General features: G+C 70.0%; 18 protein-coding genes, 1 tRNA gene and 1 other RNA gene. 1 reads left to right on the plus strand and 19 read right to left on the minus strand.

What is annotated here, in order from left to right; translation table 11 throughout:
* Positions 1-165: 165 nt before the first annotated feature.
* From OG966_RS19340 to ffs, 4 genes are all read right to left on the minus strand, one after another.
* Positions 166-1797, minus strand: coding sequence for a hypothetical protein (locus OG966_RS19340; RefSeq protein WP_326650949.1), 1632 nt, complete (start codon positions 1795-1797; stop codon positions 166-168).
* A 211-nt stretch (positions 1798-2008) separates the two neighbouring features.
* A complete protein-coding gene (gene purD, locus OG966_RS19345) occupies positions 2009-3259 on the minus strand; it encodes a phosphoribosylamine--glycine ligase (RefSeq protein WP_326650950.1) in 1251 nt (416 codons plus the stop codon).
* 60 nt (positions 3260-3319) lie between these two features.
* On the minus strand, positions 3320-5476 hold the full coding sequence (locus OG966_RS19350) for a DNA polymerase III subunit gamma and tau (protein ID WP_326650951.1): 2157 nt from the start codon (positions 5474-5476) through the stop codon (positions 3320-3322).
* Between the two features lie 91 nt (positions 5477-5567).
* Positions 5568-5666, minus strand: an RNA gene (ffs, locus tag OG966_RS19355) — signal recognition particle sRNA small type.
* Between the two features lie 72 nt (positions 5667-5738).
* Here ffs and OG966_RS19360 point away from each other — a divergent pair.
* Positions 5739-5826 (plus strand) — tRNA-Ser (locus tag OG966_RS19360).
* 80 nt (positions 5827-5906) lie between these two features.
* Here the strand turns inward: OG966_RS19360 and OG966_RS19365 are convergent.
* The 15 genes from OG966_RS19365 to OG966_RS19435 form a co-directional block, all read right to left on the minus strand.
* Positions 5907-7166, minus strand: coding sequence for a tyrosine-type recombinase/integrase (locus OG966_RS19365; RefSeq protein ID WP_326650952.1), 1260 nt, complete (start codon positions 7164-7166; stop codon positions 5907-5909).
* Between the two features lie 9 nt (positions 7167-7175).
* Complete coding sequence (locus tag OG966_RS19370; protein ID WP_326650954.1) at positions 7176-7442, minus strand: helix-turn-helix domain-containing protein; 267 nt, start codon at positions 7440-7442, stop codon at positions 7176-7178.
* A gap of 177 nt (positions 7443-7619) precedes the next feature.
* Entirely contained in the window at positions 7620-8867 is a 1248-nt protein-coding gene (locus tag OG966_RS19375; RefSeq protein WP_326650956.1) for a DUF3631 domain-containing protein, read from the minus strand.
* Positions 8864-9220, minus strand: a complete 357-nt coding sequence (locus OG966_RS19380) for a hypothetical protein (protein ID WP_326650957.1) — start codon at positions 9218-9220, stop codon at positions 8864-8866. Before OG966_RS19380 ends, OG966_RS19375 begins: the two co-directional genes overlap by 4 nt.
* Positions 9217-10122: a bifunctional DNA primase/polymerase gene (locus OG966_RS19385; protein ID WP_326650958.1), complete on the minus strand. Its 906-nt coding sequence runs from the start codon at positions 10120-10122 to the stop codon at positions 9217-9219. Before OG966_RS19385 ends, OG966_RS19380 begins: the two co-directional genes overlap by 4 nt.
* An 87-nt stretch (positions 10123-10209) precedes the next feature.
* Entirely contained in the window at positions 10210-10344 is a 135-nt protein-coding gene (locus OG966_RS19390; RefSeq protein ID WP_326650960.1) for a hypothetical protein, read from the minus strand.
* Between the two features lie 14 nt (positions 10345-10358).
* Positions 10359-10676, minus strand: a complete 318-nt coding sequence (locus OG966_RS19395) for a hypothetical protein (protein WP_326650961.1) — start codon at positions 10674-10676, stop codon at positions 10359-10361.
* Between the two features lie 246 nt (positions 10677-10922).
* Entirely contained in the window at positions 10923-13010 is a 2088-nt protein-coding gene (locus tag OG966_RS19400) for a hypothetical protein (protein WP_326650962.1), read from the minus strand.
* A 2-nt stretch (positions 13011-13012) separates the two neighbouring features.
* Entirely contained in the window at positions 13013-14572 is a 1560-nt protein-coding gene (locus OG966_RS19405) for a hypothetical protein (RefSeq protein WP_326650963.1), read from the minus strand.
* A gap of 114 nt (positions 14573-14686) precedes the next feature.
* A complete protein-coding gene (locus tag OG966_RS19410; protein ID WP_326650964.1) occupies positions 14687-14914 on the minus strand; it encodes a hypothetical protein in 228 nt (75 codons plus the stop codon).
* 28 nt (positions 14915-14942) lie between these two features.
* On the minus strand, positions 14943-15329 hold the full coding sequence (locus OG966_RS19415; RefSeq protein ID WP_326650965.1) for an RRQRL motif-containing zinc-binding protein: 387 nt from the start codon (positions 15327-15329) through the stop codon (positions 14943-14945).
* On the minus strand, positions 15329-16183 hold the full coding sequence (locus OG966_RS19420) for a hypothetical protein (RefSeq protein WP_326650966.1): 855 nt from the start codon (positions 16181-16183) through the stop codon (positions 15329-15331). Before OG966_RS19420 ends, OG966_RS19415 begins: the two co-directional genes overlap by 1 nt.
* Complete coding sequence (locus OG966_RS19425; protein WP_326650967.1) at positions 16180-16542, minus strand: hypothetical protein; 363 nt, start codon at positions 16540-16542, stop codon at positions 16180-16182. Before OG966_RS19425 ends, OG966_RS19420 begins: the two co-directional genes overlap by 4 nt.
* The gene (locus tag OG966_RS19430; RefSeq protein ID WP_326650968.1) at positions 16539-16835 is read right to left on the minus strand and encodes a hypothetical protein; all 297 of its coding nucleotides are present in this window, start codon (positions 16833-16835) and stop codon (positions 16539-16541) included. Before OG966_RS19430 ends, OG966_RS19425 begins: the two co-directional genes overlap by 4 nt.
* Positions 16836-17319: 484 nt before the next feature.
* Complete coding sequence (locus tag OG966_RS19435; protein WP_326650969.1) at positions 17320-18099, minus strand: GntR family transcriptional regulator; 780 nt, start codon at positions 18097-18099, stop codon at positions 17320-17322.
* Between the last annotated feature and the right edge of the window lie 17 nt (positions 18100-18116).

The raw sequence follows: 18116 nt of genomic DNA on the forward strand, positions 1-18116 counted from the left end.
GATGCCCCGGGACAACTGTGATGCGCCGAATGTTCAGCGCCGGTCTCCAGCACATCACATAACGCACGCACTCCGTCACCGTTCGTCGCGAATTGGCGTGAACGGAACGTGCCGTTCCGTCCGGGGGAGCGGTCCCGAGTGGCCGGAGGGCGGTCAGACGCCCGTCTACACCAGGCGGACCGGCTTCTCCGGGCGGATGCCCAGCGTGGTCAGCCAGCCGCGCAGCGGGCCCGCGTCGCCGTCCTCGATCAGACTCAGGACCCGGCTGCCCAGGTCTGCGCGGCGTTTGCCGTTGATCAGGAGAGCCGGGCCGTCGAGCCAGTCGAGGCCGGGGGCGGCGCCCGCGGTGTCGACCGCCGCGCAGCAGACCATCGCAGTGACGTGCTCGGCGAGCAGCTCGCGGCCGGTCCGCGGCGGCTGCAGGGGGAACAGGGGAAGCGGGTCCGCACCCCAGCCGTTGACGGCGTCCGCCGGGCTCTGCGGGACCGGCGCCGCCTCCTCCTCGCGGGCGACCTCCGCGCTGATCCCCGCCGCCAGGGTGTCGCCGATGTCGGTGCCCCGCGCCGACAGGTGGTTCATCACCCGCGACAGGGTCGGGCCGTCGGGGCCGGCCGACGGAGGCACCCCGAGGCCGTCGAGCACCCGGTGAAGTCGGGCCGCCTCCGTACGCCACTTCCGGTCGACGACTTCTTCCGGATACTGCTGCCAGTCCACCGGGGACCAGTCGGGGCCCGCCTCGGCCGGGCCGCCGTGGAAGAGGCGGGCCGCAAGCAGCGAAGCCGCCTCGTCGACCGCGCCCGGCTCCTCGAGCAGGTCGCAGGCGGGGCGCTCGCCCAGCCGGGAGGTGAAGCCCTCGGCGAGGCGGTCGCGGCGGGAGAGCTCGGTGAGGGCCGAGACGACGCCCGCGTCGAGGCGGGAGGGCCAGCGGCCCATACGCCAGGCGGGCAGCGCGACCCGGGTCAGCAGCCGGTCCCAGCCTGCGTAGGCGAGGCCGACCTGCTCCTGTGCGACGATCCGCAGCCCGTAGTCCACAGCCTGTGCACGCTCGGAGGCATCGGCCGCGACGCCGCGCTCCATCTCACCGACATGCAGCTGGCAGGCGCGCAGCAGCAGCCGGGCGATCCAGCCGACGAAACCGAGCGCGAGCCTCGGTATCGCCCCCCGCCCGGGGCCGGCGGCGACGGCGACCGCCGCGTCCAGTCCCCGTACGAAACGGCGCGCCGCGGCTATGTCCGGGTGCGCGGACGGAGCGGTCCCGGCCACGACCGGCGCCAGCACCGCCCGCAGTTCCGCGACCCGCATCCACCACAGGAAAGGCGAGCCGATCACCAGGACGGGCGCCTCGGTCGTCCGGCGTCTGCGCCCGCCCCGGATCGCATGGGCCGGGTGCGAACGGTCCTCGAGCCAGCTGTCGCAGTCAGGTGTGAGCGCGAGCGCGGACGGCGCGGGCACCCCGAGGCGCTCTGCCACGTCCCGCACCAGCCGGTACAGATCGGGGGCGGCCCGCTCCGAGAGCTCCACGGTCGGGCTGAGCGCCGGACTGGCCCGTACGATCACGGCCGCGACGGCCACGGCGAGCAGCAGCACGACCACCGCGCAGACCGTCACAACCCAGCGCGCCGCATCCCAGTTATTGCCGTCCGTGTGGCCTGTGGCAATGCCTGCCAGCAGCACGACGGCGACCGCCGCGGGCAGCAGGGCCACGGCCAGCGCCCGGCTGCGTATCCGCAGCACGGCGAGAGCCCGGGACCGCGCGGCCTGCGCGCCCATCGACTCACCGATACCGGTAACTGACACGGCCGGACTCACCCCCTCTGCCCTGCGACGGTGCTGCTCACTCCCCCACTGTGGCACCCACCACTGACATCGCAATGCCGGTGGGCCAAGTGCCGGAACGCCTGCGCCGCACCCTAGTTGGGGCTTCGGCAGGCGTCATCCGGATGGGGCATCCGTCACTCGATGGAATGGCTTTGGGTAAAGGTGATGACGGCCTCCGGGCCTTAGAGGTTCACTCCCCGGCGGCTTTGCGTGCGATGTCCGTCCGGTGCTGCGAACCGTCCAGGCGGATCCGGGCCACCGCCTTGTACGCACGCTCACGCGCCTGCGCCAGGTCCTTGCCGGTCGCGGTTACCGAAAGTACCCGGCCGCCGGCGCTCACGACCGCGTCGCCGTCGTGCTTGGTCCCGGCGTGCAGGACGTACGCATGGGGCGCATCCTCTGCCGCGACCTCGTCCAGGCCCTGGATCGGGTCGCCGGTACGCGGGGTGTCCGGGTAGTTGTGGGAGGCGACGACCACGGTCACGGCCGCGTCCTCGCGCCACCGCAGCGGCGGCTGGAGGTCGAGGGTGCCCTGGGCGGCGTTGAGCAGGACGCTCGCGAGCGGCGTGATGAGGCGGGCCAGGACCACCTGGGTCTCCGGGTCGCCGAACCGGGCGTTGAACTCGATGACCCGGACGCCGCGCGACGTGATCGCCAGACCCGCGTACAGCAGCCCGGAGAAGGGCGTGCCACGGCGGCGCAGCTCGTCGACGGTCGGCTGGAGGACGGTGGCCATGACCTCGTCGACCAGCTTGGGGTCGGCCCACGGCAGCGGGGAGTACGCACCCATGCCGCCGGTGTTGGGGCCTTCGTCGCCGTCGAGGGCACGCTTGAAGTCCTGCGCGGGCGTCAGCGGGACGACGGTCTCGCCGTCGGTGATGGCGAAGAGGGATACCTCGGGGCCGTCGAGGAACTCCTCGATGACCACGCGGTCGCAGGCCAGCGCGTGCTCACGCGCGGCGGCGAGGTCATCGGTGACGACGACGCCCTTACCTGCGGCGAGGCCGTCGTCCTTGACGACGTAGGGAGCGCCGAAGGCGTCGAGGGCCTCGTCGATCTCCTCGGGGGTCGTACAGAGATAGCTGCGGGCCGTGGGCACTCCGGCCGACGCCATCACGTCCTTGGCGAAGGCCTTGGAGCCCTCCAGCTCGGCGGCCTCCCGGGAGGGGCCGAAGCAGGGGATGCCCGCGGACCGTACTGCGTCGGCGACCCCGGCGACGAGCGGCGCCTCGGGGCCGACGACGACGAGGTCGGCCGCCAGATCGGTGGCGAGCCGCGCCACGGCCGCGCCGTCCAGCGCGTCGACCGGGTGCAGCTCGGCGACCTCGCCGATGCCTGCGTTTCCGGGCGCGCAGTGCAGAGCGGTGACGTCGGGGTCGAGGGAGAGAGAGCGGCACAGGGCGTGTTCGCGGGCGCCGCCGCCGATGACGAGGACCTTCACGGCAGTCAGCCTAACCGCCGGGGGCGGCTGGTCCTGTACGGGCCTCCGAGGACCCGCCCTCTACTCGTTCGTATATTCCTCCACGACCGTGGCACCGAGCTCGCGCACGATCAGGTCGTGGCCGGAGAGCGCGGAGTCGACGAGGTCGGGATCGTCCTCTTCCGGTACGTCGTCCTCGGGGGCGACGGGCGGCGGAGTGTGTACCGGGGCTGCGCGCGGGGGCTCGGGAGCGGAGGTCCGGCGGCCGGATGCGGAATCGGCTGCGGAGTGAGGGGATGCCGGGGCGGGGCGGGGCGCGGGGGCCTGCGGGGCCGGGGCCGCGGGGGCGCGGCCGCCGCCGAAGCCGCCGCCGGACGGTGGCTGGGCACCGCCGCCCGGGCCGCCCGCACCGCCGGAGGGATCGATGATGGCCTCGACCTTCCACTGCACATTGAACTGCTCGGAGAGCGCCTGCTTCAGCACCTCCTCGCTGCCGCTGGTGGCGAAGTTGTCCCGGGCGCCGGCGTTGATGAAGCCGAGCTGGAGGGTGGTGCCGTCGAAGCCTGCGACCTGGGCGTTCTGACTGAGCAGGATCCAGGTGAAGCGGCGACGGTTCTTCACGGCCTCCAGGATGTCCGGCCACATGTTCCGTACCTGTACGGCGCCCTGCACCATGCCGGCGCTCGGCGCGGCGGTGGCGGGTGCGGCCGATGCGGGAGCGGGGCTCGGCGCTGCGGGCTGGGGCGATGCGGGCCGGCCGCCCTGCCCGGGGCTCGATGCGGTGGGCCAGCCACCGGGACGCCGCCCCGGCTCCGCCGCGGCCGCCGCGGGCCAGGCCCCGGGGCGCGAACCGGCCGGCTGCGGCTGCTCTACCGGGGGAGCCACCGGCTCGGCAGCGGGCACGGGCGCAGGAGCCGGAGTGGGCGCGGGTTCGGCAGGAACCGGCGCGGGCGCATCTCCGCCCCGAGCCGCCGCCCGGGCCGCCGCGGGCCCGCCTCCCTGCGGCACCGGAGCATGAGCCTGGGCCTCCGGTCCTGGCACGTACCCCATCGCGGGCCCGGAGCCACCGGTGGAGAACGTCGCACCCCGCTCCAGCCGGTCCAGGCGCGCCTGCATCGACCGTTCGTCGTCGAAGGCGGCGGGCAGCAGCACCCGCGCGCAGATCAGCTCGAGCTGCAACCGCGGCGAGGTGGCGCCGCGCATCTCCGTGAGCCCGGTGTTGACCAGATCGGCTGCGCGGCTCAGCTCGGCCGCACCGAAGACGGATGCCTGCGCCTGCATACGCTCGACCACGTCGGCCGGTGCGTCGATCAGGCCCTTGTCCCCCGCGTCCGGCACGGCCGCCAGGATCACCAGATCCCGCAGCCGCTCCAGCAGATCGGCAACAAAGCGCCGCGGGTCGTTGCCGCCCTCGATGACCCGGTCCACGATCTCGAAGGCCGCGGCCCCGTCGCCCGCCGCGAAGGCGTCCACGACCGAGTCGAGCAACGACCCGTCCGTGTACCCGAGAAGGGCGGTGGCCATGGCATAGGTCACACCTTCCTCGGCCGCGCCCGCCAGCAACTGGTCCATCACGGACATCGAGTCACGCACGGACCCGCCGCCGGCCCGCACGACGAGTGGCAGCACGCCGTCAGCGACCGGGATGTCCTCCTTGCCGCACACCTCGCCGAGGTACTCCCGCAGCGTGCCAGGAGGCACCAGCCGGAACGGATAGTGGTGCGTACGCGACCGGATCGTCCCGATGACCTTCTCGGGCTCGGTGGTCGCGAAGATGAACTTGAGGTGCTCCGGCGGCTCCTCGACCACCTTCAGCAGAGCGTTGAAGCCCTGCGGGGTGACCATGTGCGCCTCGTCGATGATGTAGATCTTGTACCGGCTGCTCGCCGGCCCGAAGAAGGCCTTCTCCCGAAGATCACGCGCATCGTCGACACCACCGTGCGACGCGGCGTCGATCTCGATGACGTCGATCGACCCCGGCCCGTTCCTGGCGAGGTCCTGGCAGGACTGGCACTCGCCGCACGGTGTCGGCGTGGGCCCCTGTTCGCAGTTCAGACAGCGGGCGAGGATGCGCGCACTGGTCGTCTTTCCGCATCCGCGCGGCCCGCTGAACAGGTACGCGTGATTGACCCGGTTGTTCCGCAGGGCCTGCTGCAGCGGGTCAGTGACATGCTCCTGCCCGATGACCTCGGCGAACGACTCGGGGCGGTAGCGGCGGTACAGCGCAAGGGACGACACGCCTACGAGGTTATCGGGGCCCACTGACAAGCGGCGCCGCCCGACGGCGCTCGGCTGCCGGCCCGCCTCGGCATCCGCATCGACGCCCGCGAACGCAAGCGCCCCTCACGCACCCGCCAGAGCCGACCTACCCTTGCTGCCTTCCGGCCCTGGGGGAGTTCAGTCAGATAGCGCCACGTGAGGGGCTCCGCACAGGGTACCCGATGGCAGGGGGTGGGAACGAGTTCGCTAGCACTCCTCAACGTCTTGTATTGTTTGCCGCGGAGGATTCGCCTAGTGGCCTAGGGCGCACGCTTGGAAAGCGTGTTGGGGGCAACCCCTCACGAGTTCGAATCTCGTATCCTCCGCCATTGCTCTCACCGGGCAATACGTTGAAGGGCCCCACCGTTCACGGTGGGGCCCTTCGGCGTCCGTAGTCTCATCTACAGTCTCAACGCGCTTCCTCGGAGCCCGCCGGACCATCCTCTTCGGTCGCCTTGGCCACCTCCCAGATGAGGCCCCCGACCCGCTGCGCCACGTCAGCCAGGATGCCGCCCGTCACATGCTGATAGCGGGCCGCCATCGCCGTAGACGACCACCCCATGATCTGCATCACAACCCGTTCCGGGACGCCCAGGATGAGCAGGACCGTGGCGGCGGTGTGCCGGGCATCGTGCAGACGGCCATCCCGCACCTTGGCATCAGCGAGCAGCTGCTTCCACGCGTCGTAGTCCGTGCTGGGCGCCAACGGCTCACCCACAGGGGACGTGAAGACGAATCCGGTCTCACGCCACTCCTGCGCGGCAAGCAGGCGCTCACGTTCCTGCTCCTTTCGATGCAGCTCCAGCAGCCTGACCAACTCGCCGGGCACCCCGATGACCCGGCGGCCGGCACGCGATTTGGTGTTGGCCGTGTCCTCGTTCTTCCGGACTCGCTGCTTGCAGTACCCAGGCTTTCGGCCGCAGGCTCCCCCGCAGCCGTGAAGGTACTTCGGCCGCAGCCGGTTCTTCCTCACGCGGAGAATGCCGTTCCGGAGGTCGACATCCGACCAACGCAGTCCGAGAGCTTCCCCCTGCCGTAGCCCTAGGGCGAGAGCGATGGACCAGCGGGCGCTGTTGCGCAGCTTGGCCGCCTCGGAGAGGAGACGCTGCACTTCCTCGATGTCGTACGGCTCCACCTCCTCTTCCTCGATTCTCGGAGGTACGGCGAGAGTGGCGACGTTCCGGGTGACGTGGCCGCGGCGAAGCGCGTGGTTGAGGGCCGTGCGCATCGTGCGGTGGGCCTGGTGAGCCGTGGCGGCTTTGCTCCCGTTGGCCTGCATCTTTGTGTAGAAGCGGTCCAGGTGCTCAGGCTCCAACTTGTCCAGTCGGTGAGCGCCTACGCCGGGAATCAGGTGCACCCGAACGGCTACCTCGTACCCGGCGTAGGTGTTCTCCCGGACTGACGGCTTGGCGATCTCCTCGACCCAGTGCAGGAGCCACGCCTTAACGGTCCACGGCCTGCCAGGTTTCCGGACCCTTCCCTCATCGCGCTGCTTCTCCAGCGCGCGGACTTTCTTGATGACCTCCGCTTCGCTGGTCTTGCTACTGACGTGGCGCCGGTCGGGCTTCCCGTCATCGCAGACACCGACCGTGACTCGGCCGTGCCAGTAACCGTCTGTACCGAAGTAGATGGACGATGCGCCGTCGGGGCGCTTGGCGCGCTTCGTCATTGAGACTCCTTACGCGGCTGCGTGCGGGGATCGTGACTGCATGCGCTGGGCGAGGTAGTCGCTGAGCGCTTGCACGGGAACGCGGCGGGAGCGACCGATGGGCACGGTCTGGACGGCTCCGTCGCGGATAAGGGCGTACATGGTCGTCCGGCCGACGCTCAGCAAGCGGGCGGCTTCCTCCACCCTCACGGCGAGGAGAGTGGCATCGAAGTCGACTTCCGGGAGGCCGACCTCGGTACGGACTACGGAGAGTGTGTGTGTCTGGTCGCCTGTCACTGCTTCGCTCCTTCGCGGCGCGACGAAGGGACCCTCTGGTCCCCTTCTGAGGGATCCGCCACGTCCGCCACGCCGCCACATCGCAGGTCAGCGGCCTGGTTCCGTGGCGGATGCCGGTGGTGTGGCGGATAGGTGCCGCCACACGTGACGTGCGGCGGCACCTGGTGGTCGGGCTGGTCAGCCAGCGACGGGGAACAGCGGTGTGGCGGTTTCCGGAGACATGTGGCGGGTCTCAGAGGGGCTATCCGCCACAGATTCACCCCCGTTGACCTGCGGTGTGGCGGACGTGGCGGACGTGGCGGACCTGAGAGGGGGTGGGGGGCAGTAGCGCGTCCAGGCGTCCGTGAGGTCTTCCGCGTAGTAGCCCTTCGGGAAGCCGGACGGCGTGCGGATGCCACGCGGCTTGATCGGCTTGTTGCCGGATGTGACGTACTGACCGAGCAGCTTGGCCAGGGTGCGGGAGTTCAGCGGCTTGTCATCCAGGTCGGCCCACGGCGCCTCGTCCATGCGCAGGAGGCATTCGAGGATGACGGCGGTGGGCATACGGTCGGCCCCGCAGAACACGGTGTCGCGGAGGTCGGTGAGCAGGCGGATGCCGAGTGAGGCTTCGTCGTTGTCGGTGGCCGCGTTGACGAGTTCGAGGCAGGCGGCGCGGGCCCGCTCGGGCCAGTAGCCGCCGGCCGCGTCGGCGACGGCGAGGAGGGGTTCCCACACATCCGCCGGGCGGTCGGACACCCCGTCCGGCATGACCGGCCAGGCGTCGGCGACCTGATCGCGAACGGTGTCGGCCCACTTGGCGAGCTGGTCACGTAGGGCGTGGCCCTGCTTCTCGTGGATGCGTCGGCGGTAGGGCTCGACCTTCTCGTTGGGGGCGCGCTTGCGCATGCGGATGATGACCGAGCGAGTGAGGATCGTGTCCGGCAGGGAGCCGAGCCCGGCCATGGCAACAGCACAGAAGGACGAGAACCAAGCTGCCGTCTGGCTGGAGCCGTCCCCTACACAGCGCAGCGACTTGCCGCCGCGGCGGTATCCGGAGTTGAGGAAGCCGCGTACGAGTTCGTCCCCGCCGGCCTTGGGCCCGAACACGGTGTCGATCTCGTCAAAGAGGAGAGTCGGGGTCCCCTCGGGCGCTTCGACCAGCCGGAACAGGGCGTTGGGCGATGCGTTGACCGTGGTCGCGGCGCGGGGGGTGAGAGTTTCGATGATCTCCAGCGCGCGGGACTTGCCCGACCCTGGCTCGGGGGACAGGAACGCGATACGGGCAGTGCCGTCGAACGCGTCAATCAGATGGGCGTGCGCGTCCCACAGGGCGACAGCGACGTATGCGGCCTCGCGGGGGAAGACGTTGAACCGGCGGTGGAAGGCTTCCACCTCTTCGAGCAGGGCCGCGCCGTCGACAGGCGGCCCGGTCGGTGTCGCGTTCATGCGGCGATTCCTTCCTGAGTGGTACGCAGCGCGCAGAGGGTCCGGTGAGCGGTGTGCCCTTCGACCAGGGCGATGACCTGCTTGTGGCCGACCGCGCTGCGGTTGCGGCCGCAGGCGCAGACGGACGTCGCGGTGGGAATCGCGTGCTGCGGCGTGACGATGTGCAGCCACGCGATCGGATACCTGCCGTCGCCCTGCTGCGGGTCAGGGCGAACAGATGAAAGGACGGCCGTTCGGCCGACGACCTTCGGCGCACCACCGTCGGACGCAGCAGAGGCCGGTCCGGCGAGGCTGGGGCCGGTGGGCGCGGCAGGAAGGCTTTTCAGTGACGAGGGGCGCGGCCTGGTGCTCATGCAGACTCCCGAGGCCGCGCATTACGAATCGACCAGTTCAGGGCGCTGCGCAGGGTCGAGCGGCACTCGTACGACTTGAGGCCGGCCGACTCCGCAGCGCACTGAAAAGCCTGCTCTACCTCGTGACGGGGGATATCGCCCCACGCGACGAAGCGCCCCAGTGACCGTGCGGACTTGAAGAGCACGGCTTCCCGCCCGCCTTCCGGCGTGGCGGCGACCTTGGCGCACTCACGCTCCAGCGCAACCTTGGCAACGCGGTTCGCGTTGCGGACCGGAGCAATGGCGGTCGGACAGCTGAGCTTTGGCGTCGGCTTGAGGGCTTCGAGCAGCCATGCGGGCAGCGGGGCGACCGGAGCGTCTGTGATGACCTCATACGCTCCGGCGGGGGTGGTGCTGCCAGGGGCAACGACGTATCCACCGCAGGCTCGGGTGTCGATCTTCGGCCCGAGCCTGTCTTGCGTGTTGCCGAGCCGGATGCCAGCAGGGGCGGTGAAGTAAAGGTGCCGCCCCCCACCACTCGCAGTCCGCACCGTACGAGTGGAGGGCACGTCCTGGTCGGCGCGCTCGCAGAGCGCCTGGAAGGTCGTCACGCCGGAAGGCGTGTCCGCACTGCCTTTGTCCTTGGGCAGGTCGAGATCTACCACGACCAGCCCGGACGGCCCGGTGGCGATGCCGACGTTGAACGCGCCGGCGGACCAGCAGCGTTCGATTCGGGAGGGGTCGGTGGTGGCGCGCTGCTCCCACTTCAGGTGCCCGTCGGCGCAGTCGCCGCGGCCGGTGCACAACTTCTCACCGTGCAAGGCCGGCGGCTTGTCACCGGGGCGGAGCGGGATGACGTGCCAGCCGTGTTCGGCTGCGTCCAGCGCTGCGCGGAGCAGCGCGGTTCGGGCGTCATGGGTCATGCTGGATGTCTCCAGTTCTGTGATTGGTGCTGGATAGCCGGGGCGGCCCCGTGTCATTGGCGTGAGAAGGGGTCGCCCCGGGCGTTGCTACTCGCAGGTGCAGTCCGGGGCGGCGGAGCTGCCATCCGCGCCGCATCCGCAGCAGTGCGCGTACGGGTAGGGCTCGGAGTCGTCGGACGGAGCGCACAGCTCGCAGTCGATGAAGTCGTCGTCCTCGTACATGGCTGGGTGCTCCTTTACTGGGACTTGGGTCGGGTGAGTTTGAACGTGAGGCCGCCGATGCCGATGGGTCCGGCGGTGCTGGCGATGAGGGTTGCTGTGTGGATGGCGAACTCGAAGAGCGCGAGTATCGCGGCGACCGTGCCCGTTACCCCGATGGCGGTAGCGAGTCCGAGGCCGAGCGGCACCAGGTAGGTGTGCGCGGTCCGGGCAGCCGGGGCGGCCTGGACGACGACGATGATCGGGCGTCCCTCGCGTTCGGCCTGCCGGTAGAGGTGGGCGGGTATGTGCGGGGCGATGCTTCCCGGCTCGGGTCCGGGCGGTCGGTGGGTCATGGTGGTGCCTCCGTTCATCTCGCGGTGGGTGGTGCCGGAACGGGGCGGGCCGGTCTCCACAGGTGTGGAAACCGGCCCGGAGCACTGCCCACCGTGGTCACGCAAGGTGACCGTAGTGGCTAGTGCCTAGTGGCTACTGGCAAGCAAAAGGGCCTGTTGAGGGGGCCCTGGTGGCCAGTAGCGGGGCGTTCTACCGGCTAGTGGCAAGTTGTCACTAGCCAGTAGTCAGTAGCCCTGTGTGAGCTCTCAGAAGTGGTCGGGATGGACGTAGACGGAGTGCGGTCCGTTGTCCCGGTAGATCAACTCACCGCGCTCTGCAGCGGCTTTGAGGGCGTCACGGACAGCCTGTCGGCTGCGGCCCACGAGGTCGGCGACGGCGGAGGGCTTCATGCCCATGGGGCCTGCGGACTTGATGGCGTCGATCGCTTCCGCGAGCCATACCGGGCCCGCGTCGCTGTCCTTGTCCCCGCGCAGCGCGGACAGGTTCAGGCCCCGCGGCGGTGCGGCTGTCGGTTCCTCTTCGGTCGCCGCTGTGGGCTCGAGGGTGGTGCCGAACTGTTCGTCGATCTCTGCCATGAACTTCGCTGCCAGGACGTCCGCGTCCGGCTCGGCACTCTCGCTGCGGAGAGCCGACAGGTTCAACCCACCACTCTCCGCGCGCGTCGTCGTCTCGGGCCCGGTGTCGTTGCTGGGGGTGTCGTTCATCCAGGCGATGCGGTCGCTGTACCAGCGTCGGGCGTAGCCGGGTCCGGCCGCACTCGCGGACGGAGCGTCGAGTGCGGGGTGTCGGTCGGAGGTGGCGGCGACGATGTCGCGGATCTGGTTGGGCAGGATCCGCCAGTTCTTGAACAGCGCCACCGGCGATTCCGGGGTGCCCATGAACCCAGCACCTTTGTAGGGGGCTTGGTCGGCCTTGAGTCCGCGGCTGCCGGGGAACATCTTGCTCAGGTCCATGCCCTCGGTCTCACCACCGGTCAGCGCGACGCGCACCTTGGCCTCACGTCGGATCATCAGGTTCCCGAGTACGGAGCCTGTCGCTCCGAGCGCGGTCAGGACGGTGCGTACGCCCATGGCGCGGGCGATGCGGATGACTTCGAGGATTTTCCGGGCCAGCTCCCGCATGTTTTTGTCGTTGCTGGTCAGGATCTCCGCGCCCTCGTCGATGACGAGCATGATCTGCGGAATCTTCGGGCTCACCGGCAGCAGGTCGGTGTTCGCGCGGGACATCAGGTCCTGGTAGGCCATCTTCCGGTGCTTCGCGACCCTGACTGCCGTATCGAGCATCAGGAGGGCTTCCTCGTAGGAGGCGGCCAGCCAGTCCACCCCCGGACGCAAGGGGGCCTGCCCTTCTTCACGCTGGTGGTTGAGGGCGGGCAGGACCCAGGGGAGGCCGGCTGATCCGGCGTTCAGGTCGATGACCCACGTGAGGACGTCCTCGGCGCGGGCGAATCCGGCGAGGATGACATGGATCATGTTGGTCTTGCCCGAGCCGGTCGGGCCGACGACCAGCGCGCACTGTTCCCGCAGGTAGGTCAGGATCTCTTCCGCGTTGGTGCGATACCCCCACGGGAGCCCGGTGTGGATGGAGAGCGGCCCGTAGTCGTTCGGATAGGGCGTCTCGGTGACCAGGACGTTGGCGGTGGTCACGTCGATGATCACGCGGCCCTGGTCGATGCCGGGGCCGGCCGCGGCGGTGCAGCCGTGCGGCAGGCGGGCGTCTGCGGACAGCCGTCCGGACTCTTTCGCGATCCTGTCGTAGGTGGCTCCGCCGGGTGGGAGTTCGGCGTCGATGGTGAAGCCGGTGCCGGTGGGCCACATCTCGACCGCGAGGACGCGCAGCGTGATGCCGCACACCCGCTGGACGCGGTCGACCCACTCCGCAGCGATCGCCCGCCGTTCCGCGGAGAGTTCGGCGGCGACGTGGCGTTGGGCTGCGGCGATGGCCTCCTCCTCGCGCGCCTCCTCGTACAGGCTCATGGAGTGTGCGGCTGCGCCGATGCCGATGCCGATGGTGGCGAGGGAGCCGAGCGCGGCCCAGGTCAGCGGCCCGGTGTTCATGGCCCAGGTGGTCCAGCCCGCGCCGATGAGCCAGGAGGCGGCGCGGGTGGCGATGGTGCGGCCGGCGTTGCGGGCGCGCAGTCCGGCGATGGCATGGCCGAGCGCGCCGGCGGTGCCGGCGGCGAGGGCCCAGCCCGGGGGCATGGAGGTGGCTGCTCCGGTGGTGGCCAGGGCGAAGGCTCCGGTGGTGGCGGACAGGGCGCCGGTCACGGGTCCGTGACCGGCGCTCCAGTCCCACACCGGGCCGCTGGTGGCGGTCTTGGTGTTGGTGGCCATGATCAGACGTTCCAGCCCTTCTCTGCTTCGGGACCGTTGCGGGGGTCTTCGTGCCGTGCGATGTCCTGCTCGTGCACCTGCCTAAACAGCGGGCCCAGGTCTTCGGCGGCGGACACGGCGTACATCAGGGCGTTGTAGATGTCGGTCAGACCGCCAGCGACTTCCTTCTCCATCGGGAACTCCGAGTCGGAGCGCTCCGCGAGGATCTGCATCGTGCGGGCGACGCTCAGCAGGGCGGCGGGCAGGCCCTCGACCATGGCCAGGATCTCCATGCAGCCATCGGGCTCGTAGGAGTGGGCCGCGGACTCCATCTCGGCTGCGGTCTCTTCGAAGTTGAACCCAGACACGTGCATCGCCTCCTCAGCGAACGCGGGTGAAGCAGGAGTAGCGGGGACCAGGTGCGTCGGACGCTCCACCTGGCCCTTGATCTCGTTGGAGTCGCTCTCGGCATCCGCGTCCGCGGCAGCCTCTTCGGCATCCTGGGTCTGCCGGATCGCCGCGTCCCGCTCGGCTCGCTCCAGCCGGGCCTGACCCAGCAACCTGCGGTACAGGCGACGCCCGGGGTACTGGAGCCAGCGAATGCCCAACTTGCGGCCCAGCGGCGTGGTGAACAGGCCGACGATGCCCAGCGCCCCGCCCAGCAGCGCCGCCACCAGCCTGCGGCCCTGCATCCGGACTGCCGAGCGCCACAGCGCCCCACGGGCCCGCTTGCGAGCGGGCGCCTTGCGCACCGCGGAACGCCTACCCGCAACGTCCTGCCCGGTGCGCAGATCCTTGGCCGCACGCGCCTTGTTGACTAGCGCATTGCGGCCCGATGCGACCTTGCCCACACCTTTGGCAAGGGCCCGACCCATACGGCCTCTTGCTGGTGCGTGGGTGCTGCGGGCGGCGGCTTTGGCGGCTCGGTGGGAGTCTGCGACACCGCGGCGTGCCGCGGTGGTCTGCGCACGATTCGCGGCCCGCGTCGGCGCGGCCTGGCGCTTGTCAGCGCGCAGCGCACGCACCTGACCCACCCGGCCCGTGCTGCCGGGGCGGGCAGTCCCGTGCCGGTTCGCAGTGCGTGCGGCGCGCGTGGCCTGGCGATGCTTGCTGCTGCCGGCGGGAGATCTGGCGTGCGCGCCCGTCCCGGTACGGGGCTTGCTCCCCCGGTGCTTAGTGGTGCCGGCGTTCCCGTTACGGGACTGCGACGGCACCCCGCCACGGCGCTGCGATCGCGTTCCGCCCGCGGTCGACGCAGAGCGCGACCCTGTAGGGGCCGCGGCCTTGCGTCCTGTGCGCCGTTCGTCACGGCGCTTCGCGCGGGCGGCGGCTGCCGTGCCGAGGACAACTGCACCGGTCATGGCGATCGCCGCGGCCACCGGCCCACCGGCCAGGGCTGCGGTGGCGACCAGGCCAATGGTGCTGTTGGCTCCGGTCGTTGCCAGCGGCACGACGGGCCAGCCGCCCGGCGTGTGACCCAACTCCGCGGCCTCGGGCGCCTTATGGGGGCGGGGGGTGGTCTCGGGTGTGGGTGGCGGGGTGGCCGGTTCTGCCGCTACCGGCTCGGTACTGACGTCGGTCATGCTGCGATCACTCCTCGGTGGAGTAGCGGTCCGGCCGGATCTGTGGAAGGTGAGGGCCGGACCCTGCCGACAGGGGAAGCAAGCGGCGCGCTGTACGTCGGGAGCCGTACGAGGTCAGAGCTGGTTGGGCTCGATCGAAAAGAACTGCACCGCGAGCTGGTCGATGCACAGGCCCATGTCCCGCGCGACGACGGCGCGGATCTGCTCGAACGCCTTGGCCCGGGTGCCGCCCTGCGGGCCGGTGGGCAGGTTGGCCGTGCCGCTGAAGGTGGCGAAGCGGCCTTCGCTCGCGTGGACGGTCATGACGTAGTGGAAGGTCGTGGTCGTGGCAGCGGTGCTCACGGCGGATCTCCTTGACGAGTAGTCGAGTTCAGGCGGCTTGCTGTGCGGCGGGATAGGCGCAGGCCACGCACATGCCAAGCGAGGTGGGGATGCAGTAGCCGGCATCCCTGCGGCAGTTGGGGCAGGCCCGGCGGGCCGCCATCGCTTTGGCGTGCGCGGCCCACATCGCTTTCGTCATCGGCCGCACCGGTTTGGCACGGTCGAGCCGGTAGAGGTAGGCGACCTGCACTCCGCCGCAACGGCGGCGGGCCCGGCGCATCACCTGCGCGGCAACGGGCTGCCCGCCGGGCCGCAGCCCGAGGGCCCGTAACTGCCGGCGCGTCGCGTATCCGTCCGGCGCGAACCGCCACGGAAACGTAGGGACCCCATACGTGCTGCCGGTGGGGTCGTAGCACTTGCCGAAAGCAGCGGACATCAGCCCTCACCGCCCACGGCCGTCAGGTGCGGACGGCCCGTGTCCTGCTCGCCCTCAAGTCGCTTATAGACCTTGTGGACGTAGGTGGTGGACCGGGTGGACTTCACCGCGGCCTGAGCGATCGTGTCGCCCATGACCCAGCACGTCCGGATGACATTCAGCGCCTCGTCTGCGGGCAGCTTCTCCCCCGCAGTGGCCCCTTCCTCGTCCCGGGTGGACGACGGGGGGACAGCGAGGGGATACACCTGCTGTCCACCACAGATGACCAGCCGCTCTACCGCCGGATCCGACTCCTGCGGCGCGACCGGCTGCGCGTCTGGGACCGGGGTGAATGCCGGAGTGGACGCGGGGTGAACAGGGACGCCGTCCCCCTCATTCACCAGGGGACGCAGTTCCGCGATCCTCGCGAGGATCGCCCGCCGGTAATGCGTGATCGCCTCGGCCAGAACGATCAACAGCACCGGGGGAATCGAGTGCAAAACCAGCCCCGCCGGGTCCACCTCCCGCGGCACCCCGAACGGGGAGCCGTCCGGCCACAGAGAGGCCCAGCAGTTCATCAACCACGTGCCCAGACCGGCGAACCAGCGCAGCGCGGTGGCCCATCCCGAGGGGTGCACACCGTGCTGCGACAGCAGTCCGTCAACGATCAGTACGGTGCCGAGGGCGACCGCGACCATCGGATCGAGCAGCCACGCGATCCACACTGAGATGTGGTGAGTGATCGCGAACAAGGTCACGTTCGTCGCGGTGAACGCGAGCGCTACGACCGCGATAGCAATCAGCACCCGCGTGAGGCGCGACTGGAGCAGGAGCAGCGCGGCGATCTGCTCGCCCGGGGATGCGGGCCGCTTCATGGCGACACCCCGACCGTGACCGGTCGCGCGACGCCCGGACGGTCCGTCGCGGACGAGGGCGGCGTCACCGGTGCGTAGCCCACGAGCTGGACCGTGGCGCCCGCGTACTCGATCGCCGCTTCCAGGCACAAGGTCGTACCGTCGCCCTGCACGTGCCCGGTCACGGCATCCGGGCTGATCGCAAGCGCCGCACGCCAAGCCTCGAACCCGGCAATGTCGTGGTGGAGCGAGAGTTCCAGCCGGTCCGGGTAGAGCGGCGACACATGCACGTGCACGGCCGGCAGATCCGGGAAGTCGACCGCCAGCATGCGCAGCACGCGCAGCGGGGCAGTCAGGTTGTTCAGTGTCAGGTCGTTCATGCCGCGGCCCTCTTGCCCGCACGCGACTGACGGCGGCCCGCGGGACGCGTCAGAGGGACGACGTTGAACAGCTCCGGGGCGAACGCCTCGATCGCCTCCGCGGCAACCGCGCTCACCCGGTCCGCAAGCTCCGGACTGTCCGCGAGGATGTCCCGGGCCGCATCTTCGCGAGCCGCCCGCTCCAGCTCGCTCTCACCCTCGACACCCAGCCACAGATCCAGCGGGGTACCGAGCGCGAGCTCAACGAACTCTGTGGCGGTAACAGCCACATGACCAGCAACGATGGTCCTCATGGGTCGTAGTTCCTTTCAGGTGGACGGCCCGAACAGCGGCCCCGGTGTTCCCGCACCGGGGCCGCACGCCATTGGTGGGTCTGTCAGGTCTGTACGTGGATCTCCTGTTCGCACGGCGCTGCTCGGCCCGGGGAGTCCCGAGGTCCCGGAAGTCATGGCAGCGGTGTGCCGTGCGGTTCTTTCGAGTCGGTGGCGTGTCCCCCTTCGGGGTGTGGGACCCGGTTGTGACGCGGGTCCGGTCTCGGCCGACTGGTCTCCACTCGCCCTCGGCTGGCGCTGTCACGGCCGTCTCGCTGCGGTGGATCACACTGTGGAGTTGTGGAGCAACGCGCCCTTTCGGGCACGCAATGCACGGAGCTTGAGAGCTCCTGTACTCCTGTACTCATGTGTAGGAGTTCGCTTCATCAGAGTGCCCAACTCATGTACATGAGTCAACCCGCCGCGAGAAGAATCTTCACGACGGGCTGCCGGGGCTGAGCTTCCGTCAGTCCCCGGCGGGAATGCGGTAGTCGAGAACGAACTGGTCAGCGGCCATGATGGTGTCGCATACCTCCACGACGCGGCCCGTGTCTGTCTCCGCACTGCGGGTGAGGTGGATGATCGGAGAGCCGGGGCTGAGGCTCAGGGCGACCGTCTCCTGTTTGGTGGCAAGCCTCGCGCGGACTGTCTCGGTGAACTCGGAGAACGTGTGTCCGTTGTCCTCCAGGCGTGCGTAGATGCCGCCGCCTCCTGGATTCTCAGCGAACAGTTCCGGAATGTCCTTCGCGATGTCCCATGGCAGGTAGGACGTTGCCTCTTCCGTCGGTGTGCCGTCGCTGAAGTACAGCCGGCGACGTGCGAGCACCTGTGTGCCAGCGGGCACGCCCAGCCGTTCCGCGATATCGCTCGGTGCTTCGGCCGGGCCGATGTAGAGGACCGTTACGCCGGGCTTCTTGCCCGCCTGCTCCGTCTCCGCGATGTAGGCGGCCTTCCCCGCCCTGCGGTGCGACCGCCGGAACCGGTCCGAGGACTTGCGGCGTACGGGGGGCTGGCTCTTTACGAATGAGCCCTTGCCGTGGTGGGTGTCGATCAGGCCCGTCGGGCGCAGCTCTGCGACGGCCTTGCGCGCCGTGCCCTGCGACACCGAGTAGCGAGCCATCAGCTCCGACTCACTGGGCACCTTCTCTCCGGGTGCAAGCACTCCAGCCCTGATCTGCTGAGCGAGGTCTTCGGCGATCTGTAGGTACCGTGGCTTGCCAGAGTCCCTAGAGGCTGTGGTCCCCATGTCCTTCTGCTCCTCCT

The organism is Streptomyces sp. NBC_01750 (assembly GCF_035918095.1).
Lineage (GTDB): Bacteria > Actinomycetota > Actinomycetes > Streptomycetales > Streptomycetaceae > Streptomyces.